Origin of the sequence: Streptomyces sp. NPDC058872, assembly GCF_042743065.1 — a bacterium.
Classification (GTDB): domain Bacteria; phylum Actinomycetota; class Actinomycetes; order Streptomycetales; family Streptomycetaceae; genus Streptomyces.
Window position 1 is genome coordinate 71165 of record NZ_JBHYMK010000031.1, and the last position, 16118, is coordinate 87282.

Genomic DNA, 16118 nt, shown 5'->3' on the forward strand with positions numbered 1-16118 from the left:
GGGTGGGAACGACGGAGGGCCGCCGCACCGGATCGGTGCGACGGCCCTCCGGCCGCGTGCGGGGGACGTCAGTGCACGTCGCCCATGAGCGCCCGGACCTTCTTGCGGTACATGAAGATCGCGAAGGCGGCCAGGGTCGCCGCCGCTGCCTGCAGCGCGATGATTCCGGTGCCGTTCAGGTCCACGCCCGCGAGGGAGAGCAGACCCGTGGTGCAGTCGCCGGCGGTGACGGCGAGGAAGAACACGCCCAGCATCTGCGAGGCGTACTTCTTCGGGGCCATCTTCGTCGTCAGCGACAGGCCGACCGGGGACAGGCACAGCTCGGCCATGGTCTGGATCATGTAGATGCTGACCAGCCACATCGGGCTGACCTTGGCGTCGCCGGAGGCCATGCCGATCGGGGCGAGGAAGACGAAGAACGAGACGCCGATGCCGAGGAGACCCATCGAGAACTTCACGATGGTGCTCGGCTCCTGGTTGCGGCGGGCGAGCCACAGCCACAGCCAGGCGAAGACCGGGGCCAGCGCCATGACGAACAGCGGGTTGAGCGACTGGAACCAGGTGGCGGGGAAGCTCAGCGGACCGATGTGGTCGGCGGTCTTGCTGTCCGCGAAGAGGGACAGGGTCGAGCCGCCCTGGTCGTAGATCATCCAGAAGATGGCCGCGGCCACGAAGAACCAGATGTAGCCGGAGACCTTGGACTGCTCGGTCTTGGTCAGGTCCTTGTCCCGCTTGATGCGGACGATCACGGCGATCGGGATGATCAGGCCGGCCAGGGTGATCGGGACCAGCGCCCAGTTCAGGGTGTAGAGGCCGGCGGCGACGACACCGCCGTAGAAGGCCGCGATGACGGCGGCCGTCGCGCAGACCTTGACCAGCATCGACTTGCGCTCGTCGGCGGAGAGCGGGTTCGGGACCACGCTGCTCTTCTCGCTCAGGTGGCGGGTGCCGAACAGGAACTGGGCCAGACCCAGGGCCATGCCGATGGCCGCGATCAGGAAGCCCAGGTGCCAGTTGTGCTTCTCGCCGACGGTGCCGATGACCAGCGGGGCGAGGAAGGCGCCGAGGTTGATGCCGATGTAGAAGAGCGTGAAGCCGCCGTCACGACGCGGGTCGTCCGGGCCGTCGTAGAGGTGGCCGACCATCGTGGAGATGTTGGCCTTCAGCAGGCCCGAGCCGGCGGCGACCAGCGCCAGGCCGACGAAGAACATCGCCTGGCCGGGAATGGCCAGCGAGGCGTGACCGGCCATGATCACGAAACCGGCGATGGTGACGGTCTTGCGGGCGCCCCAGACGCGGTCGCCGAACCAACCGCCGGGCATGGCCATCAGGTAGACCATCGACACGTAGACCGAGTAGATGGCCGTGGCCGTGGCCGCCGTCATGGCGAGGCCGCCGCCCTGGCTGCCCGTCGCGGCGTCCGCGCCGCCGGAGACCAGGTACAGGACGAGAAGGGCCCGCATGCCGTAGTAGGAGAAGCGCTCCCACATCTCGGTCATGAAGAGGGTGGCCAGACCACGGGGGTGGCCGAAGAACGTCTTCCCGGAGCCAGGGGTTCCGGTCGAAGTCGTCGTCAGGCTGGACGCCATGTCGATCCTTGCTCTGTCGGGACGCACGCCTTGTGAGCGTGGTGCGCCCGGTGGGGGAGGCCGGCACCGGTGGATTCGTGTGATTCCGCCGGGATCCACGCCCCGGAACATGCGTCTTCGCGTCCCGGGACCCGACCCACAGGTCTTTCACCGTCTTGAGGCTTCGGCGGAGCCGGCCTCACGCAGAAAGAGGACCTTGGCGATGAAGCTGGCCAAAGGTCCCTGTTTACCGCGACTGACGTCTCGACACCATACGACACGACAGTGCCGGATATGAAAGGACTTGAGAGATGGATCACAGGTAGGTGTGGAACCGGACAAGGACATTCGAAGGTCATGTGCAGGATGTCCACACGATCCCCAGGCGTCATTCCGGCCCGACGGATCCCGCCCCGGCTCCGGCGCCGCGCGGACTACCATCACCCCATGACCCGTGTACTGCTCGCCGAGGACGACGCATCCATCTCGGAACCGCTGGCCCGCGCCCTGCGGAGAGAGGGGTACGAGGTCGAGGTCCGCGAGGACGGGCCGACCGCCCTCGACACCGGACTCCAGGGCGGCGTCGACCTGGTCGTGCTCGACCTGGGCCTGCCCGGCATGGACGGCCTGGAGGTCGCCCGAAGGCTGCGCGCCGAAGGCCACGCGGTCCCCATCCTGGTCCTCACCGCCCGGGCGGACGAGGTCGACACCGTCGTGGGGCTCGACGCGGGCGCCGACGACTACGTCACCAAGCCCTTCCGGCTCGCCGAGCTCCTCGCCCGGGTCCGGGCCCTGCTCCGGCGCGGCTCCACCGAGCCCGTCGCCGCCCCCACCACCCACGGCGTGCGGATCGACGTCGAGTCCCACCGCGCCTGGATGGGGGACGAGGAGCTCCAGCTCACCGCCAAGGAGTTCGACCTGCTCCGGGTGCTGGTCAGGGACGCCGGTCGGGTCGTCACGCGCGACCAGCTGATGCGCGAGGTCTGGGACACCACCTGGTGGTCCTCCACCAAGACCCTCGACATGCACATCTCCTGGCTCCGCAAGAAGCTCGGCGACGACGCGGCCAACCCCCGTTACATCGCGACGGTCCGCGGCGTCGGCTTCCGCTTCGAGAAGAGCTGAGACAGGCGGCCCCGCACCGCGGTCCACCGGGTCGGTCGGAGCGGGCGGCGAGCCCTGCCGGGTGATCCCGCAGGGGTCCCGGGGCGCCCGTCGCGCGCCCCCGGCCCGACGGTGCCGCCCCGCACCCCGCACGGCGAGCCCCCGGCTCCGTGGCCCCGGCCCGGCGGGACGGTCGCCCCGTACGCTCGGGAGCGCCCCGTACCCCGCCCCGGAAGGCACCGCACCGTGCGCCGCCGCCTGATCAACTCCACGCTCGCCGTCGTCCTCGTCGTCATCGCCGTCTTCGGCTTCTCCCTCGTCCTGGTCGAGACCCGCACCATCTCCAACAGCGCCCAGGAGAGCGTGGACTCCGAGGCGCTGCGGATCGTCTCCATCGTCGACAGCCGGCTGATCGGCGGCGAGCCGGTCAACCCGGACATCCTCGCCGAGCAGAGCGGTGCCAAGAGGTACGCCCAGATCCGCATCCCCGGCCGCAACCCCATCGAGATCGGCACCCGCCCGGAGGGGGACGTGATCCGCGGCCTCGCCGAGGGCGAGCGCGGCGAGACCGTGGTCGTGGAGGAGTCCCGCTCCGTGGTCACCGCCGAGGTCGGCCGCACCCTGCTGATCATCGGTGCGGTGGCGCTCCTCGCGGTCGTCGCCGCCGTCCTCCTCGCCGTGCGACAGGGGAACAAGCTGGCGTCCCCGCTGACCGACCTCGCCGAGACCGCCGAGCGCCTCGGCTCAGGAGACCCGCGTCCCCGGCACAAGCGGTACGGGGTGCCCGAGCTGGACCGGGTCGCGGACGTCCTCGACGCCTCCGCCGAGCGCATCGCACGGATGCTCACCGCCGAGCGCCGGCTCGCCGCCGACGCCTCCCACCAGCTCCGCACCCCGCTGACCGCCCTCTCCATGCGCCTGGAGGAGGTCGCCCTCGCCGACGACCTGGACACGGTCAAGGAGGAGGCGACGATCGCACTCACCCAGGTGGAGCGGCTCACGGACGTCGTCGAGCGGCTCCTCACCAATGCCAGGGACCCCCGCACCGGCTCCGCCGTCGCCTTCGACCTGGACGAGGTCGTCAAGCAGCAGATCGAGGAGTGGCGGCCCGCCTACCGCAGCGCCGGGCGGGCCATCGTCCACTCGGGGAAGCAGGGGATGCGGGCGGTCGGCACCCCCGGCGCGGTCGCCCAGGTCCTCGCCGCCCTGATCGAGAACTCGCTGATGCACGGCGGCGGCACGGTCGCCCTGCGCACCCGCGTCACCGGCAACCAGTCGGTGATCGAGGTCACCGACGAGGGCCCCGGCGTCCCCGCCGACCTGGGCGCACGCATCTTCGAGCGGGCCGTCAGCGGTCGGAGCTCCACGGGCATCGGCCTTGCGGTGGCCCGTGACCTGGCGGAGGCGGACGGCGGCCGACTGGAGCTGCTCCAGCAGCAGCCGCCGGTCTTCGCGCTCTTCCTGAGCCGGGAGGTCAGGAGCGTCAAGGACGAAGCAGGGGAGCGCCCCGTCCGGTGAACGCCTGTCCGGTGAACGCCCGCCCGGTGAACGCCCGCCCGGCGACCACCCGGCCCCGACCCGGTCGACATCGGGCGCCGTCGGTCGACGTCGGGCGCCGCCCGACGGCCACCCGGCCCCGGCGCCGGGGTCAGACGCGGTCGGGCTGGCGGCGGGTCGCCTGCCGCGGGGCCCGCTCCAGGAAGGACTCGGCGGTCTGGACGGCTTCCTTCGCGGGCAGTGCCCGGAACACCCAGGTGCGGTAGGACCAGAAGCGGAAGAGGGTCGCGATGCCGATGCCGGAGAACTTGAAGAAGTTGCTCGCCAGCGGCCCGTCCCAGCCGAAGCCGTAGGTCGCCGCGTACAGGATGCCGTTCTCGATGACCAGGCCGACCAGGCTGAACAGCAGGAACAGCGTCAGTTCCTTGGTGCGCCCGGACTTCTCCCGGTCGCGGTACGTGAAGTAGCGGAAGCCGACGTAGTTGAAGGCGATCGCGATCGCGGTGGCGATCAGGCTCGCCCGCACCACCGGGATCTCCGTCATGTTCCGGACCAGGTTGAAGGCGCCGAGATTGACCAGCACGCCGAGGCCGCCGACCACCCCGAACTTGGCGACCTCGCGGAAGAGCCCCTGGAGTCGCGTGCGCAGCACGCCGGGTTCACTCATGGTGATCGCTCTGTCCCGTCCGTCCGGGTGACGTCCGGGCGACGTCAACCCAACCATGCTAACCAGCGCCCCCTTCACCCACCCGTGGACCGCTCAAAGCTGTGGAGAACCTCTCCCCCGTCCGCGCCGGAACCGCTCGGATCTTGTGCCAAAACACAGCCGGACGAGTGTTCCCTGATGGTGCGGATACCCTAAGAGGGTGACGTTCCCCGTAGTAGGCATGGTCGGAGGCGGGCAGCTCGCCCGTATGACCCACGAGGCGGGCATCCCCCTCGGCATCAAGTTCAAGCTCCTCAGCGACACCCCACAGGACTCCGCGGCGCAGGTGGCCGGCGAGGTCGTGATCGGTGACTACCGCGACCTGGACACGCTGCGTGACTTCGCGCGCGGTTGCGACGTGATCACCTTCGATCACGAGCACGTCCCCACTGAGCACCTGCGCGCCCTGGAGGCCGACGGCATCCCGGTCCGGCCCGGCCCGGACGCGCTCGTGCACGCCCAGGACAAGGGGGTGATGCGTGCCCGGCTCGACCGGATCGGTGCGCCCAGCCCCCGCCACCGGATCGTGACCGACCCGGCGGACGCGGAGGCCTTCGCGTCCGAGGTCGGCGGCTTCCCGATCATCCTGAAGACCGTGCGCGGCGGCTACGACGGCAAGGGCGTCTGGTTCGTCCGCAAGCCGGAGGACGCCCGCGACCCCTTCCTCGCCGGCGTCCCGGTCCTCGCCGAGGAGAAGGTCGACTTCGTCCGCGAGCTCGCGGCGAACATCGTCCGCTCCCCGCACGGGCAGGCCGTCGCCTACCCGGTCGTCGAGTCCCGTCAGGTCGACGGCGTCTGCGACACGGTCATCGCGCCCGCGCCCGACCTGGACGACGAGCTGGTGGGGCAGGCCCAGGAGCTGGCGCTCCGGATCGGCCAGGAGCTGGGCGTCGTCGGCCACCTCGCCGTCGAGCTGTTCCAGACCACGGACGGCCGCATCCTCGTCAACGAACTGGCGATGCGCCCGCACAACTCGGGCCACTGGACCCAGGACGGCGCGATCACCTCGCAGTTCGCCAACCACGTTCGGGCGGTTCTCGACCTGCCCCTCGGCGATCCGCGCCCGCGCGCACCGTGGACCGTGATGTGCAATGTCCTCGGCGGCGACTACCCGGACATGTACTCCGCTTACCTGCACTGCATGGCCAGGGACCCGCAGCTCAAGATCCACATGTACGGCAAGGACGTGAAGCCCGGTCGCAAGGTGGGCCACGTCAACACCTACGGCGACGACCTCGACGACGTGCTGGAGCGCGCCCGTCACGCCGCCGGCTATCTGCGAGGAACGATCGTTGAGTAACCCGATCATTGGCATCGTCATGGGGTCCGACTCCGACTGGCCCGTGATGGAGGCCGCGGCACAGGCCCTGGACGAGTTCGAGATCCCGTACGAGGTCGACGTCGTCTCCGCACACCGGATGCCGCGCGAAATGATCGCGTACGGCGAGGAGGCCGCGGGCCGCGGACTCAAGGCGATCATCGCGGGGGCCGGCGGCGCCGCCCACCTGCCGGGCATGCTCGCCTCCGTCACCCCGCTCCCCGTCATCGGCGTCCCGGTGCCGCTGAAGTACCTCGACGGCATGGACTCGCTGCTCTCCATCGTGCAGATGCCGGCCGGCGTCCCGGTCGCCACGGTCTCCGTCGGCGGCGCCCGCAACGCGGGCCTGCTCGCGGCCCGGATCCTCGCCGCGCACGACGCCGACCTCCTCGCCCGGATGCGCGAGTTCCAGCAGGAGCTCAACGACCAGGCCACCGAGAAGGGCAAGCGGCTGCGCACCAAGGTCGAGGGCGCGGCGTCCTTCGGTTTCGCCAAGTGAGCGCGGCCGACCGTCTCGACGAGGCCAGGGAGCTCCTGGCCTCGTCGCCCGTGGTCGACGGCCACAACGACCTGCCGTGGGCGCTGCGCGAGCACGTCCGCTACGACCTGGACCGGATGGACATCGGCACCGACCAGACCGGGGCGCTCCACACCGACCTCGCCCGGCTCCGGGCCGGCGGCGTCGGCGCCCAGTTCTGGTCGGTGTACGTGCCCTGCCGGCTGGCCGGTGACCACGCGGTCAGCGCGACCCTGGAGCAGATCGACGTCGTCGACCAGCTCCTCGACCGGTACGCCGCCGACCTGGCCCCGGCCCTGACGGCGGACGACATGGAGGCGGCCCGGAAGCAGGGCCGCATCGCCTCCCTGAAGGGCGCCGAGGGCGGCCACTCGATCAACAACTCCCTCGCCACCCTGCGCGCGCTGCACGCCCTGGGCGTCCGCTACATGACGCTCACCCACAACGACAACAACGACTGGGCGGACTCGGCGACCGACCGGCCCCGGGTCGGTGGCCTCTCCGCCTTCGGCCGGCAGGTCGTCCACGAGATGAACCGCTCCGGCATGCTCGTCGACCTCTCCCACGTCGCCGCGACGACGATGCGGGACGCGCTCGACGCCACGGCGGCGCCGGTGATCTTCTCGCACTCCTCGGCCCGGGCGGTCTGCGACCACCCGCGCAACGTTCCGGACGACGTCCTGGAGCGGCTGCCCGCCAACGGCGGCGTCGCGATGGCCACCTTCGTGCCGAAGTTCATCCTCCCCGCGGCCGTCGAGTGGACCGCGCGGGCGGACGACAACCTCCGGGCGCACGGCTTCGACCACCTCGACACCACGGCCGGGGCGATGGCGCTGCACCGCGCCTTCGAAGAGGCGAACCCGCGCCCGATCGCCACCGCGGCCACGGTCGCTGACCACCTCGACCACATGCGCGAGGTCGCCGGCATCGACCACATCGGCATCGGCGGCGACTACGACGGCACCGCCTTCACCCCGGCCGGTCTCGATGACGTCGCCGGCTACCCCCACCTGATCGCGGAACTGCTGCACCGCGGCTGGTCCCACCCGGACCTGGCCAAGCTGACCTGGTCCAACGCGGTCCGCGTCCTCCGGGACGCGGAAGCCGTCTCCCGCGACCTGAGCGGCCGTACGGCCCCGTCGAACGCCACCATCGAGGCGCTCGACGGCTCGTGACCGTCCGCGCGGAGGGGCCCCGCACGACCGGGGCCCCTCCGCGAGCTACGGGGCGTCGCGGAACCGGATGGTTCCCCGCCGGCGGTCCCTTCCGCCGTCGAACAGCGAGCGGTCGACGGTCGGTCGGAGCGCCGGTGTGGAGGCGACCAACTTGATCGTGTCCCGACCGGCCAGCGCGGTGCGCCACTGGCCGAGGTCGGGCCGGCTCCCGTACGGGCCGTCCGCCAGCCCCCACAGCCGTTGCACCGCGGCCGTCCGCCGCTCGTCGAGGACCCCCGCCAGCGGCGAGAAGGGCCGTCCCGGCGCGACGTACGCGTCCTGAGCGAGGATCCGGCCGACCATCAGCGCCGCCTTGTAGCGATCGCTGTCGACGCTCACCACCCCGGGAGGCGCCTTCGGGTCCCACCAGTCCGGGGTGTCGGCCTGGGCGAGGACCGGTGGCCGTCCCGTGATCCGCACGCCGTCACAGTCCAACAGGTGCAGGCCCGGTCTCGGCGCGAGCGACCACAGCACGTTGGCCTGCGAGAGGTCGCCGATCACCAGCCCCATCGCGTGCAGCCAGCCGAGGAGTTCCACGAGTGCCACCACCAGTGCGTGCCGCTCGGACGGCGTGGGCTGTCGCACCGCCTGCCAGGCCGCCTTCGGCGGGCGCAGCAGGTACGACAGTTCGATCAGCCTCTCGTCCCCCTTCGAGGACCGCCAGGTCATCGTGGCGGGCGCCCGGCGCATGAGGAAGCCGGTCACCCGGCCGCCGTCCGTCACCCGGCACAGCGGCCAGGCGGCGTCCCGGTCCAGCCGCTGCCGGTCCTCCCCGCCCAGCCCCTGCCGCAGCAGCACGAGGGCCGACAGGGCCTCCCCGTCCACTTTCCGGGGGTCCAGGTACTCCTTGAACAGCAGCCCTCCGGGCCCGCCCACCGCATGGACCCTGCCCTGGCCACCGGTCGCCAGTTCCCCCAGCAGCTTCAGGTCGGACCGCTCGGTGTCGGTGCCGTCGTGCACCGTCACGTCCGTGCCTCCCACAGCACCGCCGCGGTGCGGTCGTCGTCGTAGGACTTCACCCGGTACTGGAACTGCCAGAGGAAGTCGGCGGGTTCCGGGGCACCACCGCTCCAGGCCGCCCCGAGGAACTCCCGCATCGAGGGCTCGCCCGCCAGCGGAGTGGAGAGGCCGTCGGTGGAGAGGACCAGGACGTCCCCGGGGCGGGTGGTCAGCAGCCGGGCGGAAGCGGTGCGGGTCGCCGGCAGAGCGGCGGTACGGGTGTCGATGACGCCGTCCCCGGACTCCCGGGCCGCCCCGCCGGGTGCCAGGTCCCAGGTCCCGTCCCGGAGCAGGGCGGTGCCGCCGTCCCCGACCGTGATGAGGCCGCGGGCACGGACCTCCGGATCGAGCGGGACGAGGAGCACGCGGAGGGTGGTCGAGTACGCGAGGGGGTCGGTGTCGCTCTTCTGGGCGCGGTGCAGCAGGCGGGTGGCGACCCGCTCCACGGTCTGCTCCGCCACCTCGGCGAAGCGGTCCTCGCGTCCGGCCGCCAGGGCGTCGTGGACCTCGCCGGCGTGGAGGGCGAGGGTCCAGACGGCGATCCGGCAGGCCTGGGTCGACCCGACGTGCGAGAGCCGCTGCGAACCGACCCCGTCCGCGACGGCGAGCACCATCAGCCGGCCGGTGGCGGGTTCCCCGACGAAGGCCACCGCGGTCGAGTCCTGCCGGGGCTCGCCCAGGTACCGGTGGGCGTCACCGCGCACGGAGGCCGCCCGTACGGTCAGCGCCCCGTGGGAGGCCCCGTCCAGAACGGTGTCGGGCACGATCGACGCGGCGGCGTTGCCGTCCGAGACCCACGGGCGTCCCTGCGGCACCGAGGGGTAGAGCGGCGGCTTGGCCCCGCTGTGTGCGGGAGGACCGAGGGTCGGCGGGCGGGAGTCTCCCGCCGGCCCGGAGGGGGCGGTGTGCCGTGCGGCGGGGGCGTCCCGGGGCTCCGCGGCGGTGGCGGGCGGTGCCGTCGGCTCCGCCGCGGGTGCGACCGGGGGCGGGGTCCCTTCCCGGGCCGGCCCGTGGACCGGTACGGCTTCCGCTCGGTTCTCGTGCTCCGTCATGCCGTCCGCCCTCAAAGCTTGTCCAGCGACACGGTCGCGAAGCCGGGCACGGTCTCTTCCACGGAGAGCGTGAAGTCGGAGTTGCCGTCGGCGGCGATGCTGGTGGCGGAGCGCACGATGGACTTGGTCAGGCTGGAGGCGAACTCCCGCAGGGCCGCGGCGGGCGACACGTTCTGGTCCTGCTGGATGAAGGCACGGAAGTTCGCCACCTGCGCGATGGTCGACTCCTCGGCGTCGCCCACCCCGAACGCGATGATCTTCGGGCAGTAGCGCGACTGCGACAGCTCCTTGTACGCCTGCTGCCAGTCGTCGTCGGTCGGGACGCCGTCCGACATGAAGAAGGCCACCGGGCGGTACACCTCGTGGCCCTCGGCCTTGAGGCGGGCGACGTCCGCCTCAAGGCAGCGCAGCAGCGTCCGGAAGGCGTTGCCGAACGAAGTGAGACCACCGGCCGCGAGGGCCGGGACCTCCTCGATGTCGCTCAGGTCGACCAGGGGCTGGAGGACGTTGGCCTCGGTGGAGAAACCGATGAGGCAGAAGCGGGTCTTGTCGGCCACGGTCGGATTGGTGCTGATCTCGTCGTGGAGCTTCGGCAGAGCGTCGTTGAGCGCGTCGATGTTGGGGCCCGCCATCGAACCCGACTCGTCGCACAGCAGGTAGAACGGAAGGATCTGCATGGATGGTCCTCCTCGGCGGGACGTCGGCCGCCGTTCAGTAGGTGTAGAAGTAGATCTCGATGTCGGCGTGCCCGCCAGAGGTCCCGCCCTTCCAGAAGTCGCGGGTGGTCGCGCCCTCGAACATGTCGGGACGGGCCTTCGGGAGCAGCGAGTTGACCTCGCCCGCGTACGCGCCGCCGGGACCGGGATCGGGGTGGCGGCCGAAGGTGAGGACGAACGCCGCCTGGCGCCCCTCGTACCGCGCGGTCACGGCCTTCAGCTGCGCCAGGATGCGGGCGCCGTCTCCCGGGGCGGCGTCGATGGACACCTTGACCGGCGTACGGTTCACCGCGCGCGGCCCCTTGGGCGCGGCACTCTTCGAAGGGGCCGGCGTCGGAGCCGCGGTGCCGGTCGGTGTGCCCGCGCGCTCCGCCGCCAGCGGGTCGCCCTGGTCGCCCATCGCGACCAGCGCGAGGACGAGCAGCATGTCCGCGAACAGCCAGCCCGCCAGGTGGAGGGCGTTGAACCGGGGGGCCCTCACCGGACCTCGGTCCGGTCCGCCCCGGCCTGCTGTCGTGCCGTGAGCACGGGCACCGCGTCGTGGGCGCCGGTGTCCGCGAGTGCGGAGTGCAGTGCCTCCACGGACTTCCCGAGCCGTTCGGCCACCAGGCCCAGGGCATCGGCCTGGTCGGCGAACCTGCCGATGAGGGCGTGGGCCTCCGCACTGCCGCGTGCCGAGGCCTCCACCACCTCCGTCAACCTGCCGAGCACCTGGGCCGAGAGGTCGCCCGTCACCTCGATGCCGGTGGTGAACGAGCGCTGCGCGGCGGCGAGCACCGTCACGGAGTCCTCCACCCGCTCCCCGGCCTTCGCCAGGACGTCCTTCACCTCGACGTTCGTTCCCCGCACGTCCTCCAGGGCCTTGCGGACCATGACCCCGCTGCCGCTCACCGCGGCCTCGACCTCCTTGCCGCTGCCCCGCACCGCCTCCTCGATCCTGGTCGCGGCGGACTCCAGCGGGCGGACCGAACCGTCGACGCCGGCCAGTCGCTTCTCCGCGCTGTCCAGCGAGTTGCCGACGAGCAGCGCCGCCTGCGTCAGTTCCTGTGTGGTCGTCGCCGCACGGTCTCCGAGCCGCTTCAGGGTTTCGGCGGACTGCGTCAACTCGGCGGTGAAACGGCGCGGGGAGGAGAGCCGGTGGGAGTTGAGCACCAGTTGCACCCTGGTCAGCACGGGCACGAGCCGGCGCATCAGCTCGTCGGCGAGCCGCTCGGACTCCGCCGCACGGCGCGAGGTCTCGGCGCGCCGCCATCCGTGCACCAGCACCAGGGCGAGGAGGACGAGGATGGCGCCGGTCGCGGTCCCGGCGACGTGCCCGAAGGTGAAGAAGCCGGTCAGGTGTCCCTCGAAGCCGGATTGCCACAGCTGGAGGAAGGGTCGGGAGGCGGCCTTCGGGTCCACCCCCGTCAACGCCCCGTAGGCGCTGGACGCTTGGGTCAGACCCATCCAGGTGAGGGCGAGCGGGACGAAGACCAGACCGCCGAGGAGCGCCTCCAGGCGGCTCCACGCGGGGTGTTCGTGCGCGACGGCGCCGTGGGCGATGCTTTCCGGGCGGGCGTAGGCGTGCAACAGGTCGAGGTCGGTCCAGGGGTCCAACGGGCGGGTGTCACTGCTCGCGGCCCTCAACGCCTCGGAGAGTTGCCGTAATTCCTCGGCCCGAGAGGCCAGGGCCGCCTCGCGCGAGAGGTCCTCGACCTCCTGGGCCAGCCGGTGACGATTTGCCGAAGCCCCAACGGGCATGCCCACCCCCAGGTGAAGGAAACGGGGGTCGAGCCGTCGTGCCCCCGCGCCCCCCGGCGCTGGTGCGGCACCCCTCGGATCCCCCGGACGGGAAGGCATCGTAGCCCACGTGCCGCTACTGTGCGCACAGGTGAAGTGACCGTCCAGGAGGGGGAGTCGCCATGGGCGACGAGCGCCGTCGCGGAGTCATCCGCCTCAAACCGCTGACCGGCGACCGCCCGGTGCACAGCGGCCCCGACGCCCGGCCGACGGGCCGGGCCGAGGAGCACCCCGCCCAGCGGCCCGACACCCTGCTGACCGAGCGGGTCCCCCGGGGGCTCGTGGCGGGGCGGGGGATCCTCCAGGCCAACCTCAACTGGTCCGCCTCGACCGGCGCGGACCTGGACCTCGGCTGTCTGGTCGAACTCGCCGACGGCAGCCGGGACGTGGTGCAGGCGCTCGGCAACTCCTTCGGGGCGCTCACCGCACCGCCGTACGTCCAACTCGACCAGGACGACCGCAGCGGCGCCTCCTCGGACGGCGAGACCTTGCGGACGAACCTCGAACACCGTTCCCGCATCCGGCGGATGCTCGTCTACACCTACGTCTACGAAGGGGCGGTGGACTTCCGGAGCCTGGGTGCGATGGTGACGGTCACGGCCCCGTCGGCCGGTTTCCGGATCCTGCTCGACGACGCCCCCCGGGGAGCGACGGCCTGCGCGGTCGCCCTGATCGAATCGGGCACGGGGGGCCTGGCGGTGCGTCGGGAGGTCCGCTGGTTCACCCCGGTGTACGGGGTGAGCACCCAGCAACTGATCGACCAGGCGTACGGCTTCGGCCTCGCATGGTTCTGGTGCACCAAGGACTGAACGGGACGCGTCCCGCGGGCGTCGCGGAGCGGCCCGGACCGCTCCGGGCCGCCGGGGTCGCCGCACCGGCCGCTCACCCGGACGGCCCAGCCCACCGCGCCTCCACGCGGGGGCCGGTGGCACGGTGGACGGTACTGCCCCGTCGCCTTCGGCGGGGCGGTACTGCATCGCCGAGTTCGGAGTAAGACCATGGCGGATCTGCTAGACGACCATCCCACCCTCACCAGCGTCCCTGCCGCCGCCGGCGAGCCCGACCCGCCAGAGCCACCCCCGCCGCTCGACGAGACGGCCCGCGCCCGGGCCATCCTGGCCGCCCAGCCCGTCACCGAGGGCCACACGGAGCTCCCGAAGGCCCTCGACCCGGAGGACCTGCCGCCCGCCCGGGTCGCGGAAGCCGGGGCCCAGCTCTGGTCGCTGCACGTCGAGGCCGACGAGGGCGTCATCGGCACCCTACGGCGGATCGACGCGGTCCGCGCCCTCGTCGCGGCCTGCCCCGAGGACCTGCGCCTCGCCCACACCACCACCGAGCTGGCCCACGCCCGCAACTGCGGGCGCGTCGCCGCCCTGCTCGGCCCGGTCAGCTGGACGGCGCTGGGCGGCTCCGCCGCCACCCTGCGGGCCTACCACGCCCTGGGCGTACGGGCCGTCAACCTCACCCGCTTCGACCGCTTCGCCCGTGAGGCGGTGCGCGAGATGAACCGCATCGGCCTGGCCGTCGACCTCTCCGGCGCCGACCAGGACACGGTCCGCCGCGCCCTCGCCGTCACCCGCGCCCCGGCCCTGCTGACCCGGGCGACCCCCGAGGCCCTCCCCGATGACGTCCTGCGGCTCCTCGGGGAGAACGGCGCCGTCCTCATGGTCACGGTCACGGACGATCCGGCCGCTGCCGCCGACCTCCTCGACCGGGTGCGGGCGGAGGCGGGTCCGCAGTGCACGGGCGTCTCCCACACCACTGCCCCGGCCCTCGGCTACGTCCCGCTCTTCGCGGAACTGCTCCGTCGCGGCTGGACCGCCCGGGAGCTGGTCGGCCTCGCCCATGCCAATGCCACCCGGGCGCTGCGCGACACGGAGTTCCTGTCCCGGACGAACCGGATCCGGCCGGTCGCGGCCTGACCGCAGGGGGACGACGGAGGGGCGCACCGCCCGGCGGTGCGCCCCTCCCCGTTCGTCCCCACGGCTCAGGCGGTGGGGCGGCCCATCGCCCGGTAGGTCCAGCCGGCGGCCCGCCACCGCTCGCCGTCCAGGGCGTTGCGGCCGTCCAGGACCGTGCGGGTGGCGGCGACCGCGGCCAGCTCGGCCGGGTCGAGCTCGCGGAACTCCCGCCACTCCGTCAGGTGGAGGACCACGTCCGCCCCGCGCACCGCGTCCAGGGCCGAGGAGGCGTAGCCGAGGGTGGGGAAGAGCTTGCGGGCGTTTTCCGTGCCCTTCGGGTCGTAGACGGTCACCTGGCCGCCCTGGAGGTGTATCTGGCCGGCGACGTTCAGCGCGGGGGAGTCGCGGACGTCGTCCGAGTCCGGCTTGAAGGTGGCGCCGAGCACGGCGACCCGGCGGCCCAGGAAGGTGCCCCCGCCGAGGGCCTCGCGGGCCATCTCCACCATCTGGCCGCGCCGCCGCATGTTGATCGAGTCGATCTCGCGGAGGAAGGTCAGGGCCTGGTCGGCGCCCAGCTCGCCCGCGCGGGCCATGAAGGCCCTGATGTCCTTCGGCAGACAGCCGCCGCCGAAGCCGATGCCGGCGCGCAGGAACTTGGCGCCGATCCGGTCGTCGTGGCCGATGGCCTCGGCGAGCTTGGCGACGTCGCCGCCGGCGGCCTCGCAGACCTCCGCCATCGCGTTGATGAAGGAGATCTTCGTGGCCAGGAAGGAATTGGCGGCCGTCTTCACCAGTTCGGCCGTCGGGAAGTCGGTCACCACGAACGGCGAGCCCTCGCCCACGGGGACCGCGTACACCGTGCGGAGCGTCTTCTCCGCCCGGTCGTCGGAGCCGCGCACGCCGACCACGATCCGGTCCGGGTGCAGGGTGTCCTGGACGGCGAAGCCCTCCCGGAGGAACTCCGGGTTCCAGGCGAGGTCGACGCCCTCCGGGAGCAGCCCCGCGAGCCGTTCGGCGGAACCGACCGGCACGGTCGACTTGCCGACGACCAACGCTCCGGCGCGGACGACCCCGGCGAGGGAGGCGAAGGCGGCGTCCACGTAGCTCATGTCGCAGGCGTACTCGCCGTGCTTCTGCGGAGTGTTCACGCAGACGAAGTGCACGTCGCCGAAGGCGCCGACCTCCTCCCAGGAGGTGGTGAAGCGCAGCCGGCCGCTGGAGCCCTCGATCCCGGCCACGTGCTTCGCGAGCAGTTCTTCGAGGCCCGGCTCGAACATCGGGACCCGTCCGGCGGACAGCATCTCGATCTTCTCGGGGACGACGTCCAGCCCGAGCACCTCGAAGCCCAGTTCTGCCATGGCCGCGGCGTGGGTGGCGCCGAGGTAGCCGGTGCCGATCACGGTGATCTTGAGGGCCATGCGGGACTCCAGGGAACGTCGGGCGGAATGCCTGCCCGAGCATAGTCGTGCGCTGGTCCGGGGCCCGGGCGCGCCCTACCCTTTGGGTTACTTAACGGTAGTTAGCACGCAGAGGAGTGGATGAGCGTGGCGGGTTCCACCGATTTCGACCTGTACCGGCCTTCCGAGGAGCACGACATGCTCCGGGAGTCGGTGCGTGCCCTCGCGGAGGCGAAGATCGTTCCGTTCGCGGCGGCGGTGGACGAGGAGGGCCGGTTCCCGCGGGAGGCCCTGGACGCGCTGGTCGCCAACGACCTGCACGCGGTGCACGTCCCGGAGGCCTACGGCGG

Annotated in this window: 16 protein-coding genes; 8 read left to right on the top strand and 8 right to left on the bottom strand. The window is 72.1% G+C overall.

Annotation, left to right across the window (positions count from 1 at the left end; translation table 11 throughout):
* Positions 1–68: 68 nt before the first annotated feature.
* Positions 69–1589 carry a peptide MFS transporter gene (locus ACFW22_RS20735; protein ID WP_386406630.1) on the bottom strand — a complete coding sequence of 507 codons (1521 nt, stop codon included), beginning with the start codon at positions 1587–1589 and terminating at the stop codon, positions 69–71.
* A 426-nt stretch (positions 1590–2015) separates the two neighbouring features.
* On the opposite strand from ACFW22_RS20735, the gene ACFW22_RS20740 reads away from it, so the two are divergent.
* Positions 2016–2693: a response regulator transcription factor gene (locus ACFW22_RS20740; protein WP_384881238.1), complete on the top strand. Its 678-nt coding sequence runs from the start codon at positions 2016–2018 to the stop codon at positions 2691–2693.
* Positions 2694–2918: 225 nt separating this feature from the next.
* Entirely contained in the window at positions 2919–4190 is a 1272-nt protein-coding gene (locus tag ACFW22_RS20745; RefSeq protein WP_386406634.1) for an ATP-binding protein, read from the top strand.
* Positions 4191–4320: 130 nt separating this feature from the next.
* Here the strand turns inward: ACFW22_RS20745 and ACFW22_RS20750 are convergent, their stop codons facing one another.
* Entirely contained in the window at positions 4321–4836 is a 516-nt protein-coding gene (locus tag ACFW22_RS20750; protein ID WP_386406637.1) for a GtrA family protein, read from the bottom strand.
* Positions 4837–5035: 199 nt separating this feature from the next.
* On the opposite strand from ACFW22_RS20750, the gene ACFW22_RS20755 reads away from it, so the two are divergent.
* Genes ACFW22_RS20755 through ACFW22_RS20765 form a run of 3 tightly spaced genes read left to right on the top strand, consistent with a single transcriptional unit; the run spans position 5036 to position 7885 of the window.
* Positions 5036–6175, top strand: a complete 1140-nt coding sequence (locus tag ACFW22_RS20755; protein WP_386406640.1) for a 5-(carboxyamino)imidazole ribonucleotide synthase — start codon at positions 5036–5038, stop codon at positions 6173–6175.
* Positions 6176–6194: 19 nt separating this feature from the next.
* On the top strand, positions 6195–6692 hold the full coding sequence (purE, locus tag ACFW22_RS20760) for a 5-(carboxyamino)imidazole ribonucleotide mutase (RefSeq protein WP_384881259.1): 498 nt from the start codon (positions 6195–6197) through the stop codon (positions 6690–6692).
* Positions 6689–7885, top strand: a complete 1197-nt coding sequence (locus tag ACFW22_RS20765; protein ID WP_386406643.1) for a dipeptidase — start codon at positions 6689–6691, stop codon at positions 7883–7885. Before purE ends, ACFW22_RS20765 begins: the two co-directional genes overlap by 4 nt.
* 45 nt (positions 7886–7930) lie before the next feature.
* Here the strand turns inward: ACFW22_RS20765 and ACFW22_RS20770 are convergent, their stop codons facing one another.
* Genes ACFW22_RS20770 through ACFW22_RS20790 form a run of 5 tightly spaced genes read right to left on the bottom strand, consistent with a single transcriptional unit; the run spans position 7931 to position 12431 of the window.
* Entirely contained in the window at positions 7931–8890 is a 960-nt protein-coding gene (locus tag ACFW22_RS20770) for a hypothetical protein (RefSeq protein ID WP_386406646.1), read from the bottom strand.
* Positions 8887–9975, bottom strand: coding sequence for a protein phosphatase 2C domain-containing protein (locus ACFW22_RS20775; RefSeq protein WP_386406649.1), 1089 nt, complete (start codon positions 9973–9975; stop codon positions 8887–8889). Before ACFW22_RS20775 ends, ACFW22_RS20770 begins: the two co-directional genes overlap by 4 nt.
* A gap of 11 nt (positions 9976–9986) precedes the next feature.
* Positions 9987–10652: a VWA domain-containing protein gene (locus ACFW22_RS20780; protein WP_386406652.1), complete on the bottom strand. Its 666-nt coding sequence runs from the start codon at positions 10650–10652 to the stop codon at positions 9987–9989.
* Between the two features lie 34 nt (positions 10653–10686).
* Positions 10687–11172, bottom strand: coding sequence for a hypothetical protein (locus ACFW22_RS20785; RefSeq protein ID WP_386406655.1), 486 nt, complete (start codon positions 11170–11172; stop codon positions 10687–10689).
* Positions 11169–12431, bottom strand: coding sequence for a methyl-accepting chemotaxis protein (locus tag ACFW22_RS20790; RefSeq protein ID WP_386406658.1), 1263 nt, complete (start codon positions 12429–12431; stop codon positions 11169–11171). The genes ACFW22_RS20785 and ACFW22_RS20790 overlap by 4 nt, the downstream gene beginning before the upstream one ends.
* Positions 12432–12592: 161 nt before the next feature.
* On the opposite strand from ACFW22_RS20790, the gene ACFW22_RS20795 reads away from it, so the two are divergent.
* Positions 12593–13279 (top strand): tellurium resistance protein, encoded by a 687-nt coding sequence (locus ACFW22_RS20795; protein ID WP_386406661.1) that lies wholly within the window; start codon positions 12593–12595, stop codon positions 13277–13279.
* 189 nt (positions 13280–13468) lie between these two features.
* Positions 13469–14392, top strand: coding sequence for a membrane dipeptidase (locus ACFW22_RS20800; RefSeq protein ID WP_386406664.1), 924 nt, complete (start codon positions 13469–13471; stop codon positions 14390–14392).
* 65 nt (positions 14393–14457) lie between these two features.
* Here ACFW22_RS20800 and ACFW22_RS20805 read toward each other — a convergent pair whose 3' ends face one another.
* On the bottom strand, positions 14458–15789 hold the full coding sequence (locus ACFW22_RS20805; protein ID WP_386406667.1) for a UDP-glucose dehydrogenase family protein: 1332 nt from the start codon (positions 15787–15789) through the stop codon (positions 14458–14460).
* Between the two features lie 120 nt (positions 15790–15909).
* On the opposite strand from ACFW22_RS20805, the gene ACFW22_RS20810 reads away from it, so the two are divergent.
* On the top strand, positions 15910–16118 hold a 209-nt coding region (locus tag ACFW22_RS20810; RefSeq protein WP_386406670.1), incomplete at its 3' end, for an acyl-CoA dehydrogenase family protein.

Bases quoted from the DNA above. Each gene is read 5' to 3' on its own strand.
- purE (WP_384881259.1), top strand. From the start codon at position 6,195: ATGGGGTCCGACTCCGACTGGCCCGTGATGGAGGCCGCGGCACAGGCC.
- ACFW22_RS20735 (WP_386406630.1), bottom strand. From the start codon at position 1,589: ATGGCGTCCAGCCTGACGACGACTTCGACCGGAACCCCTGGCTCCGGG.
- ACFW22_RS20780 (WP_386406652.1), bottom strand. From the start codon at position 10,652: ATGCAGATCCTTCCGTTCTACCTGCTGTGCGACGAGTCGGGTTCGATG.
- ACFW22_RS20805 (WP_386406667.1), bottom strand. From the start codon at position 15,789: ATGGCCCTCAAGATCACCGTGATCGGCACCGGCTACCTCGGCGCCACC.
- ACFW22_RS20740 (WP_384881238.1), top strand. From the start codon at position 2,016: ATGACCCGTGTACTGCTCGCCGAGGACGACGCATCCATCTCGGAACCG.
- ACFW22_RS20790 (WP_386406658.1), bottom strand. From the start codon at position 12,431: ATGCCCGTTGGGGCTTCGGCAAATCGTCACCGGCTGGCCCAGGAGGTC.
- ACFW22_RS20750 (WP_386406637.1), bottom strand. From the start codon at position 4,836: ATGAGTGAACCCGGCGTGCTGCGCACGCGACTCCAGGGGCTCTTCCGC.
- ACFW22_RS20795 (WP_386406661.1), top strand. From the start codon at position 12,593: ATGGGCGACGAGCGCCGTCGCGGAGTCATCCGCCTCAAACCGCTGACC.
- ACFW22_RS20775 (WP_386406649.1), bottom strand. From the start codon at position 9,975: ATGACGGAGCACGAGAACCGAGCGGAAGCCGTACCGGTCCACGGGCCG.
- ACFW22_RS20800 (WP_386406664.1), top strand. From the start codon at position 13,469: ATGGCGGATCTGCTAGACGACCATCCCACCCTCACCAGCGTCCCTGCC.